We start from the raw sequence: 13922 nt of genomic DNA, 5'->3' as shown, positions 1-13922 counted from the left end.
GGATCGATGCAATGAGCCGTTTTCGGCGGGTAGCCGCCAATACCCGGGGACGCGACCTGGCCGTGGGCGATATCCATGGGCATTTCGCGCGTCTACAGCAATGCCTGGACACCGTGGGTTTCGATCCGTCGGTCGACCGGCTGTTCAGTGTCGGCGATCTGGTCGACCGAGGCCCGGACAGCACCCAGGCGCTGGAATGGCTGGCACAGCCTTGGTTTCACGCTGTGCAGGGCAACCATGAGGCGCTGGCCATCGCCCACCTGCGCGGTGGGCGGGTCGAGCTGGACATGTACCGTGCCGCGGGCGGGGCCTGGTTTCTCGACCTGCCCGAGGCCGACCAGCAGCGCTACGTGGAAGGATTCGCCCGGATGCCGCTGGGCATGGAAGTACAGACCCCCGCTGGTTTGGTGGGGTTGCTGCATGCCGACAGCCCGTTTCCTGACTGGCCGACCTTGCGGGAGAGACTGGAGGCAGCGGACGACCCGGATGTACGGGAGGTTTGCCAATGGTCGCGGCGTCGCCTGCGCGAAGGCGATACGGCGCCGGTCGCCGGCCTGCGTGCCTTGCTGGTGGGGCATACACCGGTGGTGCAGGCCAAGTGCTTGGGCAACGTCTGGCACTTGGATACCGGCGGCTGGGCCAGGGGCTTCTTCAGCGTCATGGACCTGCATACCCTGGCATTGGTCAGCCCCATGCCAGGTGCATGAGCACAACGCTGGCCAGGAGTATCAGCATGGCGCCCGAGGCACGCTCCAGCCAGGGCAACACGCGGGCGAACCGGCGCAGCACACGGCGGTTGCCGATGGCCATGGCCACCAGCAAGTCCCAGACTGCCACGACGGTGAACATCCACGCGGCATAGGCGATCTTCCAGACAACGCTGGTCGTGGCGACCATGCTCGCCAGGCTGGCATAGAACAGGGCGTTCTTCGGGTTGAGCATGCCTGAGAGGAAACCTTGAGCAAGGCTGTGCAGCCAGCCGCGCGAGGGTTGGACGAGGCCGTTGTCGCTGGCCGCCAGGCTGCTGTGCCCGGCGTGACGCAGGAACAGAGCGCCGATGTACAACAGATAGGCACAGCCGGCCAGTTGCAGGGCGACGAACAGCGTGCTGCCCTCGCGCAAGATCGAGACGCCAGCGAACGCGGTAACGATGAACAGTCCGTTGGCTAGGGCGATACCCAGGCAGGCGCCGCTGGCCACCCGCCAACCGGCATTGGCCGAGGTGCGGGCCACCAGGAAGAAATCGGGGCCTGGGGAGAGCAGGGCGAGGAAGTGGGCGGCGGCGACCATCAAGAATTGCTCCATGGGGCTGGGCTTCTGCAGTGGGGAAAGCCGCAGTCTGTTCGCCGGGTGCTCGTCTGTATTGAAGAAAATTGCAGGCTGCACGGCCCAACCGCGGGACGAGCCCTACAGAGCACCCCATAACCACTTGATTTTGCGGCCCATTGTGGGAGCGGGCTTGTCCCGCGATTGGGCCCGACGTGATATCGCCTTCGCCCGGGCCAGTGCACCACCCGTTAGGCGGCCCCGCTGCGATAACGCCCTGGCGTCACGCCTGCATGGGCCTTGAACACCCGCTGGAAATGGGCTTGGTCGGCGAACCCCAGCTCATGGGCGACCTCCGCCAGCGCCTTGCCTTGGCCGAGCAGGTGACGAGCGCGATTGACGCGGGCGTTGAGCAGGTAGGCATGGGGCGTGAGCCCGGTGGCGGCGCGCAATGTCCGGATCAGCTGGTAACGGCCGAGGCCCGCCTGGGCGGCCAGCTGGCTCAAGCTCATCCCAGCCGAACCCTGCGCCTCGATCATCTCAAGCAGCTCACGCAACGCCGGTTCCCCTAGGGTCGGTACCGGCGCCGCATCGAGGGTGTCATGGGCGGCAAGATCAAGGTCACCGATGAATGCCACCAGTGCCGCTTCCTTCTCCGCCGCCCCTGCTTCGGAAAACAACAGTTCATTGAGGTGGCAGAACCGGCGGTACACCGAAGCTGACCGGCTGATTCGCGCCGGTGCCCCGGGTTCACTGGCCGCTACCCCAGCCTCCAACCGCAGCTGCTGCAGCCATTGAGCATCCAGGTGCAGCATCTGATAGCTCCAGGCCTGCCCCGGCAATGGGTTACAGGCATGTACACGCTGCGCCGGAACCAGCACCAGGGTGCCAGGCGTCAGCCGTTCATGGCCTTCGCCGGCGCCGGTGAAATCGCTCAGGCCGGTATCTACCGCCCCGATGGAAAACGTTGGGTGACTGTGGGCTTTGTAGCAGGCCCGGCTATGGCAGGCGCGGCGGCTTTCCACGAACGGCAGCGCCGGGTCACGCCAGATTTCGCTGTGTGGACGGGTCATGCAAAGCCTGCCTTGCCGGATACCAAGGTCCGCATTCTAAACGCTGGGCACTGTTACGGCCATTTCCCTTGTGACTGTGCTTGACGCCACCCGCTCGGCGGCGCGAGGCTTTCGCGTCCTGATGGAGAAGAATAATGGACCTGTCGAGCCTGCTGCTGTTCATCCCCGCCTGCTTCGCCCTGAACATGGCGCCGGGCCCCAACAACCTGTTGTCGCTGCACAACGCCAGCCGCTATGGCCTGCGCACCGCCTGCGTGGCCGGTGGCGGGCGCATCCTGGCTTTCAGCGGCATGATCGCCTTGGCTGCCATGGGCCTGGCGGTGGTGCTGCACACCAGCGAATACCTGTTCCTGGCGATCAAAGTGGTGGGCGCCGCGTACCTGTTCTACATCGCCTGGCAGTTGTGGCGTGCGCCGGTGGGCGAAGCCGTGGTGAGCGCCGATCACCCGCGGGGTACCTGGCGGTTGGCGCGACAAGAGTTCTGGGTGGCCGCGGGCAACCCTAAAGCGATTCTCATCTTCACAGCCTTCCTGCCGCAGTTCGTCTCGGTGGGCAGCCCTACGCCCGTGGCCGAGCAGTTCCTCTGGCTGGGCGTGCTGTTCCTGCTCCTGGAGTGGGCGGCGATCGCCATCTATGCGGGCCTTGGCGCCTATCTGCAGCGCTGGTTCAGCCGCCCTGGGCCGCGCCGGTTGTTCAACCGCGTCAGTGCCTCGCTGCTCGGTTGCGCCGGGTTGGGTCTGCTGGCGGCGCGGCGCTGAGGGTCAGTCGCGGTAGAACGTCTGCACCAGGTGGTAGCCGAACTTGGTCTTGATCGGCCCGTGCACCACGCGCAAGGCCTTTTTGAAGATCACCTGGTCGATGGCGCCCACCAGTTGGCCGGGGCGTACTTCGCCCAGGTCTCCGCCGCGCTTGCCCGAGGGGCAGGTCGAGAATTTCTTTGCCAGTACATCGAAGGCTTCGCCCTTGGCGAGGCGTTGCTTGAGCTGTTCGGCTTCGGCAGCGGTCTTGACCAGGATGTGACGGGCTTGGGCTTTCATGGGACCACCTGTGCTTCTGGCAAAAAAGGGCGCCATTATGCCTGATCGCGCAGCTCCGCGCGGTCCCGGAATTGCGCCAGGGCCTCCGGGTTGGCCAGGGCATCGGTGTTCTTCACCGGCAGGCCGTGCACCACGTTGCGGATGGCCAGTTCCACCAGCTTGCCGCTGATGGTGCGCGGAATGTCCGTGACCTGGGCGATGACGGCGGGTACGTGGCGCGGTGTGGTGTACTGGCGGATCACCTGGCGGATACGCTGGCGCAAGGCATCGTCCAGCTGCAGGCCATCGCGCAGGCGCACGAACAGCACCACCCGCACGTCGTTGTGCCAGTCCTGGCCGATGGCGACGCTTTCCACGACCTCCGCGACCTTTTCCACCTGGCGGTAGATCTCCGCCGTACCGATGCGTACCCCTCCGGGGTTGAGCACCGCATCGGAACGGCCGTGGATGACCAGGCCGCCTTCGGCGTGCTCCTCGGCGTAGTCGCCTTGGGCCCAGACGCCGGGGTACTGGCTGAAATAGGCGTCGTGGTAGCGGCTGCCATCATCGTCGCCCCAGAAGCCCACCGGCATGCAGGGAAAGTTGCGGGTACATACCAGCTCGCCTTTTTCGCCGATCACCGGTCGGCCGGCCTCGTTCCAGACCTCCACGGCCATGCCCAGGCCCTTGCACTGGATCTGGCCGCGGCGCACCGGCAATACCGGGTTGCCGAGCACGAAGCAGGAGACGATATCGGTGCCGCCGGACATCGAGGCCAGGCACAGGTCCGGTTTGATCTTGCGATAGACGTAGTCATAGCTGTGGGGCGAGAGCGGCGAGCCGGTGGACATGATCAGGCGCAGGTGGTCGAGGCGATGGCTGTCGGCGGGCACGATGCCTTCCTGCTCAAGGGCTGCCAGGTACTTGGCGCTGGTCCCGAAGGCGTGGATACCTTCGGCGTCGATCAGATCGAGCAGGCGCTCGGGCCCGGGGTAGAACGGTGAGCCATCGTACAACACCAAGGTGGCGCCGACGGCCAGGCCGCTGGCGAGCCAGTTCCACATCATCCAGCCGCAGGTGGTGTAGTAGAACAGGACGTCGTTGGCCTTCAGGTCGTTGTGCAGGCCATGTTCCTTCATATGCTGCAGCAGGACACCACCGGCGCGATGGACGATGCACTTGGGCACGCCCGTGGTGCCGCTGGAGTAGAGGATGTACAGCGGGTGGTCGAAGGGCAGCCCTGCGAAGTGCGGCTCCCCCCCCGGCTGATAGAAGTCGTCCCACAGGCTGACCCGTTGCGCGGCGAATTCGTCGGCGCGTGTATGCGGGCGGGTGTAGGGTACGATCAACAGGTGCTCCAGGTTGGGTAGCTGGGCCGTGACCTGGTTGATCTTCTCCACTTGGTCGATGGCCTTGCCGGCGTACTGGTAGCCTGCGCAGGCGATCAGCAGCTTGGGCGTGATCTGGCCGAAACGGTCGATGATGCCGTGCAGGCCGAACTCGGGCGACGAGCTGGACCAGATCGCGCCGAGGCTGGCGCAGGCCAGCATGGTCACCAGGGTTTCCCAGGTGTTGGGCATGACCGAGGCGACCCGGTCACCTGCCTGGATACCGAGACCTTGCAGAGCCTTCTGCATGCCAGCGACATGGGCCGCCAGTTGCGCATGGGTCAAGGCCTGGCGCTGGCCATCCTCGCGCACGGCGATCACGGCCGGACGGTCGTCGCGGCGCTGCAGCAGGTGTTCGGCGTAGTTCAGGGTGGCCCCGGGGAACCAGTGCGCATCGGGCATGTGCGGGCCCTCGTCGAGTACCTGGGAGGGCGGGGTGTGCCATTGGACCTGAAAATATTCGGCAAGGGCCTGCCAGAAGGCCGGGCGTTGTTCGACGCTCCAGCGGTGCAGGGCAGCGTAGTCGTCGAGCTGGAGGTTGAACCTCAGGTTGACCCGGCGGCGGAAGGCGTCCATACGGCTGGCCTGGACCTGCGCCGTGGAGGGGCGCCAGAGCACATCGTTCATGCCGAAACCTCCCATTCCCGTTCAAGGGGGCCGTGTGGGAGCGGGCTTGCCCCGCGATTGTGCCTGCCAGGCAGCAATGGCACTGACAGGTCCGGCTCGATCGCGGGGCAAGCCCGCTCCCACAGGGGTATCGCTAAATCACTGTTTACTCCACTTTAGCCTTTTGTACGTCGTCGGATGCCGACCAGACGCGATAGCGCACCTCGATGCCTTCCGGCACGTACACCACCACTGGCAGCTTGCTGTTGTAGCGCAGCATGAAGCCTTCGCCGACCACTGGCACGAAGGCCTCGGTCTTCTTGCCATCCGGGCAGGCCATCAGGGTGCTCATGGGCCCGGCGACCTTCTCCAGGCGGTAGTAGCTGTAGCCCCAGCCTTCGAGGTTGTGCGCTTCGAGCTTGCCGCCCAGGCGCTGCTTGTTGCAGTCGACCGTGAGGGTCTTGCCGGCGAGGATCTCCAGTTGGTGGGCCGACTCGTCGGTTTGTGCCGGCAGGTGGATGACCTGCCGGGTGAAGCCTTTTTCCGCCTCGGGGTAGGGCGCGACATCCTTGAGCCCGGCGGCCATCGCAGGTGCTGCGCAGGCCATGGTCAGGGAAAGGATCGCGGTCAATGGGAATGGGCGCATGAGGCCTCCTTGCTGATTAAAGACAAACACAAAGCCGCGCCAGATCCCGGCGGGCCCTCACTGGGCCAGCCAACCGCCATCGACGTTCCAGGCGGCACCACGGACCTGGCTACCGGCTTCGCTGCACAGGAACAATACCAGCTCTCCGAGGTGCTGAGGTGTTACAAATGTCACGGAAGGCTGCTTTTCAGCCAACAGATCGTGTTGCGCCTGCTGTGGGTCAATGCCTGAGGCGGCGCGGTCGTCGATCTGTTTCTGCACCAGCGGCGTGAGCACCCACCCTGGGCAGATGGCGTTGCAGGTGATGTTGCTGGTAGCGGTTTCCAGGCCCACGACCTTGGTCAACCCCACCACGCCATGCTTGGCTGCCACATAGGCGGCCTTGCCGGTGGAGCCCACCAGGCCATGTACCGATGCGATGTTGACGATTCGCCCCCAGCTGCGCGCGCGCATGCCGGGCAGCGCCAGGCGGGTGCCATGGAACACGGCGCTGAGGTTAAGGGCGATGATCTTGTCCCAGGTCTCGATGGGGAACTGCTCCACCGGCGCCACGTGCTGGATGCCCGCGTTATTGACCAGGATGTCGACACCACCGAATTCGCGCTCGGCCAGGGCGAACAGCGCCTCGATCTGGGCCACATCGGACAGGTCGGCCGGGTGATGAATGGCCGGCACGCCCAGCCGGGCGATCTCGGCCAGTGCCGGTGCCGGGTCGCCGAAGCCGTTCAACACGATATTCGCGCCTGCGCCGGCCAGCACCTGGGCTATCCCCAGGCCGATGCCGCTGGTGGAACCTGTGACCAGTGCGGTCTTGCCGTTGAGTGTCATGCCAGTCTCCTTAGACGATGCCGGTGGCGTAGAACGTGGCGATGACCACGAAAACCGCCAGGGTCTTGATCAGGGTAATACCGAAAATGTCCTTGTAGGCTTCGCGATGGGTCAGCCCGGTGACGGCCAACAAGGTGATCACCGCACCGTTGTGCGGCAGGGTATCCATTCCGCCGCTGGCCATGGCGGCCACCCGGTGCAGCACATCGAGGGGAATGTCGGCGGCGTGGGCGGCGGCGATGAAACTCTCGCTCATGGCTGCAAGAGCAATGCTCATGCCGCCGGACGCCGAGCCGGTGATGCCTGCCAGCAGCGTGACGGTGATCGCTTCGTTGACCAGTGGGTTGGGGATGGCGCGCAGAGCGTCGGCCAGTACCAGAAAGCCTGGCAGCGAGGCGATCACCGCGCCGAAGCCATACTCCGAGGCGGTATTCATGGCTGCCAACAGAGCGCCGCCGACCGCGCTCTTGGTGCCCTCGGCCAGGCGCTGGCGGATGGCGCCGAAGGCGCACACCAGCACCATCAGGATGCCGACCAACAAGGCGGCCTGCACTGCCCAGATGGCGGTCAGCTTGGCTACGTCGCTTTGCACCGGCGCGCTCATGCCCGGCAGTTGCAGGGTATGGGTCGCGCCGTACCACTGGGGGATCCAGTGGGTGAACAGCAGGTTCATCACGCCCACCAGCACCAGCGGCGAAAGGGCCAGCCATGGGTTGGGCAAAGCCAGGTCGTCTGCGGTTTCCGGCTCGTTGCGCAGGTCATTGCCGTAGCCTTCGCCCGCGCGCTGGGCCTTGTTGCGCTGGCGACGCAGGTAGAGCATGCCGGCGCTGAACACGAACAGGGTGCCGATCAGCCCGAGCCAGGGCGCGGCCCAGGCGGTGGTGTTGAAGAAGGTGCTGGGGATGATGTTCTGGATCTGCGGGGTACCGGGCAGGGCGTCCATGGTGAAGGAGAACGCGCCCAGGGCGATGGTCGCCGGAATCAGCCGCTTGGGGATGTCGCTCTGGCGGAACATTTCGGCTGCGAACGGGTACACCGCGAATACCACGACGAACAACGACACGCCGCCGTAGGTGAGCAGCGCGCACACCAGAACGATCACCAACATGGCCTGGCGCGTGCCCAGCAAGCGAATGGCGGCTGCGACGATCGAGCGCGAGAAGCCGGAGAGCTCGATCAGCTTGCCGAACACGGCGCCGAGCAAGAACACCGGGAAGTACAACTTGATGAAGCCGACCATCTTCTCCATGAACACGCCCGTGAAGGTCGGGGCCACGGCCGCAGGGTCGGTGAGCAGGACGGCGCCGAGGGCGGCGATGGGGGCGAAGAGGATGACGCTGTAGCCGCGATAGGCGGCCAACATCAATAGGGCCAAGGCAGCGAGGGCGATGAGCACAGTCATCGAGGGAGTCTCCAGGTCGTTGTTTTTATGGTTGAACGAGGAGATAGCGGGATCCGTGCCAGATTTATAACTTATTGATTTATATGGAGTTTAAATAACATTTGCGTGCATGCGTCTCGCTTTTGAGACTGCTGGGGCTGCTGCGCAGCCCATCGCAGGCTTCGCCAGCTCCCACTCAAAAGGCCGTCTCCAGTTTGAGAGTAAAGTCTCTTTATTGAGACTGGATCCCCAAAGCGATCATCTTCTTGTACAGCGTCGACCGCCCCAACCCCAGCGCCTTCGCGGCTTGCGGCACATTCCCAGCGCAACTGGCCAGGGCATCGGCGATCAATCTGCGCTCGAATGCCTCGCACGCCTGACGGTACCCCTGAGGTACTGCACCCATCGGCGCGAGAGGGGTCAACGGCCCAAGCGCCGAGCGTACATCGTCCACCCCCAGGCGCGGCTGATCCGCCAGCAGCGTCGCACGCTCCAGCACATTGCGCAGTTCACGGATATTGCCAGGCCAGGCGTGGCGTGCCAGCAACGCCTGGGCGTCGGGTTCGAGCTCGTACTGGCTGCCCAGCTCGGCCAGGATTGCCTCGCACAGCGCCGGCAGATCGCCCAGGCGTTCGCGCAGGGGCGGTACTTCGATGGGCAGCACGTTGAGCCGGTAATACAGGTCGGCGCGAAACGCGCCGCTGGCCATGGCCGCCTGCAGGTCGATCGACGTGGCTGCAATGACGCGTACGTCGCTGCGCAGCATCTGGTTGGAGCCGACCGGCTCGTACTCCTTCTCCTGCAGTACCCGCAGCAACTTGCTTTGCAGGGCCAGCGGCATATCGCCGATTTCATCGAGGAACAGGGTGCCGCCTTCAGCCAGTTGCAGCTTGCCGCTGCGCCCTTTGCGGTCGGCACCGGTGAAGGCGCCCGGGGCGGTGCCGAAGAACTCGGCTTCCAGCAAGGTCTCCGGAATGGCTGCGCTGTTGATGCTGACGAATGCCTTGTGCGCCCGTGGCGAGGCGGCATGGATCGCGTGGGCCAAGAGTTCCTTGCCGGTACCGGTCTCGCCCAGCAGCAGAACCGGGGAATCGCTGCCCGCGCCGCGGCGTGCCCGGCGCTTGGCCTCCAGGCTTGCGGCACTGGTGCCGACGAACTGGGCGAAGCTGTACTTGGCCTGGCGTGCCTTCAGTTGCGAACGTGTCGACGCCAGTTCCTGCTGCATGCTCGAATAGCGCTTGAGCAACGGCGAGAGACTGCGCAGCTCGTCGAACAGGGCGAAGCCGATGGCGCCGATCAGCTCGCCGCGCTCATCGTGGATCGGCAGGCGCATCACCACCAACGGCTCGTTGGGCGTGTCGAGCATGTCCAGCAGGATCGGTCGCCCGTTGCTGACCACCTCGCGCATCAGGCTACCGGGGATCACCGCCTCGCAGGGCTGGCCGATGGCGCTGGCCGCATCCACCAGGCCAAAGCGCCGGGCGTAGCGCTCGTTCATCCAGACGATGCGTGCCTGGCGATCGACGATCACCGTGCCCTCGCTGGATTGCTCGATGATCTCGAACAACGAGCGGATCGCCAGTTGGCGAACCTTGGGATAGTCCTTGAGGCTGTCGCTTTGTTGCATGGGGCCGGGCCTTTGGAATGCGGTGGCAAGGATTATGGCTATAAGTGCCGCCCTTGTGGGAGCGGGCTTGTCCCGCGATCAAGGGCGAAGCCCTTGCCATGCAGCCTCGATACTGTGTCGCTCCTATCGCGGGGCAAGCCCGCTCCCACAGAGGTTTGTGTGGGCGGCTATGCCCGTGGGTCGAATGCCTCGCGCAGGGCATCGCCGATGAACACCAGCAGCGAGAGAATCAGCGCCAAGGCAAAGAATGCCGTGAAGCCCAGCCAGGGCGCCTCCAGGTGCTGCTTGCCCTGGGTCACCAGCTCGCCCAGCGAGGCACTGCCCGCCGGCATGCCGAAGCCGAGGAAGTCCAGGGCTGTCAGGGTGGTGATGGCCCCGGTGAGCATGAACGGTACGTAGGTCAGGGTGGCGTTCATGGCGTTGGGCAGGATGTGCCGCAGCATCACCTGCCCATCCGGCAAGCCCAGGGCCCGTGCAGCTTTCACGTACTCCAGGTTGCGCCCACGGAGGAACTCGGCGCGCACCACGTCCACCAGGGTCAGCCAGGAGAACAACGCCATGATTCCCAGCAACCACCAGAAATCCGGTTCGACGAAACCGCTGAGGATGATCAGTAGATAGAGCACCGGCAACCCTGACCAGACCTCCAGCAAACGCTGGCCGAGCAGGTCCACCCAGCCGCCGTGGTAGCCCTGCAGCGCCCCCGCGGTGACGCCGATCAGCACGCTGACCAGCGTCAAGGCGAAGGCGAACAGTAGCGACACACGCGTGCCGTACAACACCCGCGCCAGCACATCACGGCCCTGGTCATCGGTGCCCAGCCAATTGCTGGCACTCGGCGGGCTGGGCGTGGGCACTTGCAGGTCGTAGTTGGGGGTATCGGCGCTGAACGGAATCGGTGCGAACAGCATCCAGCCACCCTTGCCTTCGATCAGCTGGCGCACATAGGTGCTGCGGTAGTCCGGCTGGAAGGGCAGTTGGCCACCGAACTGCTGCTCGGTGTAGCGCTTGAGTGCCGGGGTGTAGAGCTCGCCCTTGTAGGAGAGCAGCAGCGGCTTGTCGTTGGCCACCAACTCCGCCCCCAGGCTCAGCAGCAGGATGCCGGTGAACAGCCACAACGAGACCCAACCCAGACGGTTGCGCCGGAAACACCGCAAGCGCCGACGGGCGACCGGGGAGAGCATCAGTGCGCCCTCGTGTCGAAATCGATGCGTGGGTCGAGCAGGGTATAGCCAAGGTCGCCCGCCAGGCGGATCAACAGCCCGGCCAAGGTGAAGATGAACAGGGTGCCGAACACCACCGGGTAGTCCCGCGACACGGCGGCTTCATAGCTCATGCGGCCCAGGCCGTCGAGGGAGAAGATCACCTCGATCAGCAGCGAGCCTGCGAAGAACACCGTGATCAGCGCCTGGGGCAGCCCGGCCAGAACCAGCAGCATGGCGTTGCGCAGCACATGGCCATAGAGTACCCGCCTCTCGCTCAGGCCCTTGGCCCGGGCGGTGACCACATACTGGCGGGAGATCTCGTCGAGGAAGGCGTTCTTGGTCAGCAGCGTCAGGGTGGCGAAGCCGCCGATCACCAGGGCCCCGACCGGCAGCACCAGGTGCCAGAAATAGTCGGCGACCTTGCCCAGCACACTGAGCTGGTCGAAGTCCTCCGAGACCAGCCCGCGCACCGGGAACCAGTTCAGCGACGTGCCCCCGGCGAACAGCACGATCAACAGCAGGGCGAACAGGAACGAGGGCAGGGCATAGCCGACGATGATCAAGGCACTGCTCCAGGCATCGAAGCGGCTGCCATGGCGTACGGCCTTGCGGATGCCCAGGGGGATCGACACCAGGTAAGTGATCAGCGTGGCCCAGAAGCCCAGCGACAGGGTTACTGGGAGCTTTTCCAAAATCAGGTCGGTGACTTTCGCCCCTCGGAAGAAACTCTGGCCGAAGTCCAGGCGGGCATATTGGCCAAGCATCAACCACAGGCGCTCGGGGGCGGACTTGTCGAAGCCATACTGACGTTTGATCGCCTCGATCAGCTTGGGGTCCAACCCACGGCTCGCGCGGGACTCGCCCTGCACCGTCTCGGCCCGCGCACCCGGTGCGCCTCCGCCGATACCCTGCAGGCGCGCCACCGCCTGCTCCACTGGCCCGCCGGGGGCCGCCTGGACGATGGCGAAGTTGACCAGCAGGATCGCCAGCAACGTGGGGATGATCAACAGCAGCCGGCGCAGGATGTAGGCCGTCATGGGGTGGCCTTCAAGCGTTCGGCCATCTGGGCATCGGTCAGCGGCGTCGGGCTGATTTCCCACCAGGTATCCAGGCCCTCGTCATAGGCTGCCTGCACCTTGGGCAGGCCGAAGCGGTTCCACCAGACCGTGGAGCTGCCCGGCGGGTAGTAATTGGGGATCCAGTAGTAGTTCCACTGCAGCACCCGGTCCAAGGCGCGGGCATGGTGCAGCATGTCGGCCTGGGTGTCGGCGCGCACCAGGCCATCGAGCAGCGTGTCCACGGCCAGGTCGCGCAGCACCATGAGGTTGTTCGAGCCAGGGTCCTTGGCGGCGGCCGAGCCGAAATAGTTGTACAGCTCGGCACCGGGTGAGAGGGTGACCGGGTAGCCGGTGACGATCATGTCGTAGTCGCGCGCCATCAGGCGGTTGACGTACTGGGCCGAGTCGACGTTGCGGATGTTCAGGGTGATGCCGATCTGCGCCAGGTTACGCTTCCACGGCAACAACAGGCGCTCCAGGCCCGACTGGCCATTGAGGAAGGTGAAGCTCAGGGGCTCGCCCATGGCATTCACCAGGCGGTCCTCGTGTGGCCGCCAGCCGGCCGCTTGCAGCAAAGCCAGGGCCTGCAACTGCTGGGGGCGGATGATGCCCGAGCCATCGGTCACCGGCGCCTGGAAGACCTGGGTGAAGACTTCGTCCGGCACCCGGCCGCGCAGCGGCTCGAGCAGCTTCAGCTCGGCGGCATCAGGCAATTGGCGTGCGGCCAGCGGGGTATTGGAGAACACGCTCTGCTGGCGGATGTACAGGTTGCGCATCATCTGCCGGTTGCTCCATTCGAAGTCCCAGAGCATGGCCAGGGCCTGGCGCACGCGGCGGTCCTGAAACATCGGTCGTTCCAGGTTGAACACGAAACCCTGGGCGGTCTGCGGCTTGGCCGGGCCCAGGTGCGCCCGCTGCAGGCGGCCGTCATCCAGGGCCTCGCCGTTGTAGCCGAGGGTGAACGCGGTGGCGGAGAATTCACGGTTGTAGTCGTAGCCACCGCCACGCAGGACCTGGCGGGCGACCTCGGTATCGCCGAAGTACTCGATGCGGATGCGCTCGAAATTGTAGCGCCCGCGGCTTGCGGGCAGGTCCCGGGCCCACCAGGTCGGGTCGCGCTCGAAGGTGATGCTGCGGCCGTTGTCGATCCGCCCGATGCGGTAGGGGCCACTGCCCACCGGTTTGTCGAAGCCTGCGCCATTGGCGAAGTCGCGCTGCTGCCAGTCATGTTCGGGCAGCACTGGCAGACTGGCCAAGTCCAGGGGCAGGGTGCGGCCGTGGGGTTGCCTGAAGTCGAAACGCACCGTGCGTGGGCCTTCGACCACCACGGCGGCGACATCGGCGAACTGGGTGCGGTAGCGCAGGCTACCCTTGCTCATCAACAGCTCGAAGGTAAAGCGCACGTCTTCGGCGCGTACCGGCTTGCCATCGGCGAAGCGCGCGCGCGGGTCGATCTCCAGACGCAGCCAGGCATCGTCGGGGCCGCGCTCCATGTGTCGGGCGATCAAGCCATAGACGGTATAGGGCTCGTCGAACGAGCGCACCGCCAGCGGAGCATAGAGCCAACCATCGACTTCGCTGACGCCGATGCCCTTGTCGATGTACGGCAGGATATGGTCGAACTGGCCGATTTCCAGCGCCGAGCGACGCAAAGTGCCGCCCTTGGGGGCGTCGGGGTTGACGTAATCGAAGTGGCCGAAGGAGGCGGAATAGCGCGGGGTTTGGCCGTAGACGGTGAGGGCGTGGGTAGGCGCGGCGTGGCCTGTCGAGGGCAGGCCGAGGAACCAGACGATGCACCACGCTATCGAGCGACGCATGCCCCTGTGGG

Annotated in this window: 13 protein-coding genes; 2 read left to right on the top strand and 11 right to left on the bottom strand. The window is 65.3% G+C overall.

All coding sequences use genetic code 11. From position 1 onward, the window contains the following. Positions 1-11 precede the first annotated feature (11 nt). On the top strand, positions 12-707 hold the full coding sequence (locus ACXHGZ_RS10895) for a metallophosphoesterase (protein ID WP_084857726.1): 696 nt from the start codon (positions 12-14) through the stop codon (positions 705-707). Here the strand turns inward: ACXHGZ_RS10895 and ACXHGZ_RS10890 are convergent. After that, positions 685-1305: a LysE family translocator gene (locus tag ACXHGZ_RS10890; protein ID WP_480463808.1), complete on the bottom strand. Its 621-nt coding sequence runs from the start codon at positions 1303-1305 to the stop codon at positions 685-687. The genes ACXHGZ_RS10895 and ACXHGZ_RS10890 overlap by 23 nt on opposite strands. 212 nt (positions 1306-1517) lie before the next feature. Next, a complete protein-coding gene (locus tag ACXHGZ_RS10885; RefSeq protein WP_480463806.1) occupies positions 1518-2339 on the bottom strand; it encodes a helix-turn-helix domain-containing protein in 822 nt (273 codons plus the stop codon). A 134-nt stretch (positions 2340-2473) separates the two neighbouring features. Between ACXHGZ_RS10885 and ACXHGZ_RS10880 the strand changes: the two genes are divergently transcribed. After that, on the top strand, positions 2474-3097 hold the full coding sequence (locus ACXHGZ_RS10880; protein WP_084857733.1) for a LysE family translocator: 624 nt from the start codon (positions 2474-2476) through the stop codon (positions 3095-3097). Between the two features lie 3 nt (positions 3098-3100). Here the strand turns inward: ACXHGZ_RS10880 and ACXHGZ_RS10875 are convergent, their stop codons facing one another. The 9 genes from ACXHGZ_RS10875 to ACXHGZ_RS10835 form a co-directional block, all read right to left on the bottom strand. Then, positions 3101-3376, bottom strand: a complete 276-nt coding sequence (locus ACXHGZ_RS10875; protein WP_084857735.1) for a peptidylprolyl isomerase — start codon at positions 3374-3376, stop codon at positions 3101-3103. A gap of 35 nt (positions 3377-3411) precedes the next feature. Further along, positions 3412-5370: an acetoacetate--CoA ligase gene (locus ACXHGZ_RS10870; protein WP_480463804.1), complete on the bottom strand. Its 1959-nt coding sequence runs from the start codon at positions 5368-5370 to the stop codon at positions 3412-3414. 145 nt (positions 5371-5515) lie between these two features. Further along, positions 5516-5995, bottom strand: a complete 480-nt coding sequence (gene eco, locus ACXHGZ_RS10865; RefSeq protein WP_480463802.1) for a serine protease inhibitor ecotin — start codon at positions 5993-5995, stop codon at positions 5516-5518. 57 nt (positions 5996-6052) lie between these two features. After that, positions 6053-6823 carry a 3-hydroxybutyrate dehydrogenase gene (gene hbdH / locus ACXHGZ_RS10860; protein WP_480463800.1) on the bottom strand — a complete coding sequence of 257 codons (771 nt, stop codon included), beginning with the start codon at positions 6821-6823 and terminating at the stop codon, positions 6053-6055. A gap of 10 nt (positions 6824-6833) precedes the next feature. After that, the gene (locus tag ACXHGZ_RS10855) at positions 6834-8225 is read right to left on the bottom strand and encodes a GntP family permease (RefSeq protein ID WP_480463798.1); all 1392 of its coding nucleotides are present in this window, start codon (positions 8223-8225) and stop codon (positions 6834-6836) included. 211 nt (positions 8226-8436) lie between these two features. Beyond that, a complete protein-coding gene (locus ACXHGZ_RS10850) occupies positions 8437-9831 on the bottom strand; it encodes a sigma-54 interaction domain-containing protein (RefSeq protein ID WP_480463797.1) in 1395 nt (464 codons plus the stop codon). A gap of 167 nt (positions 9832-9998) precedes the next feature. Beyond that, a complete protein-coding gene (locus ACXHGZ_RS10845) occupies positions 9999-11015 on the bottom strand; it encodes an ABC transporter permease (protein WP_480463795.1) in 1017 nt (338 codons plus the stop codon). Continuing rightward, positions 11015-12073 carry a microcin C ABC transporter permease YejB gene (locus tag ACXHGZ_RS10840; RefSeq protein ID WP_084857748.1) on the bottom strand — a complete coding sequence of 353 codons (1059 nt, stop codon included), beginning with the start codon at positions 12071-12073 and terminating at the stop codon, positions 11015-11017. The genes ACXHGZ_RS10845 and ACXHGZ_RS10840 overlap by 1 nt, the downstream gene beginning before the upstream one ends. Then, positions 12070-13911 carry an extracellular solute-binding protein gene (locus ACXHGZ_RS10835; RefSeq protein WP_480463794.1) on the bottom strand — a complete coding sequence of 614 codons (1842 nt, stop codon included), beginning with the start codon at positions 13909-13911 and terminating at the stop codon, positions 12070-12072. The genes ACXHGZ_RS10840 and ACXHGZ_RS10835 overlap by 4 nt, the downstream gene beginning before the upstream one ends. Between the last annotated feature and the right edge of the window lie 11 nt (positions 13912-13922).

The sequence above is a fragment of the Pseudomonas shiyinii genome (assembly GCF_056725765.1).
This window is presented reverse-complemented; position numbering and strand designations above follow the sequence as displayed.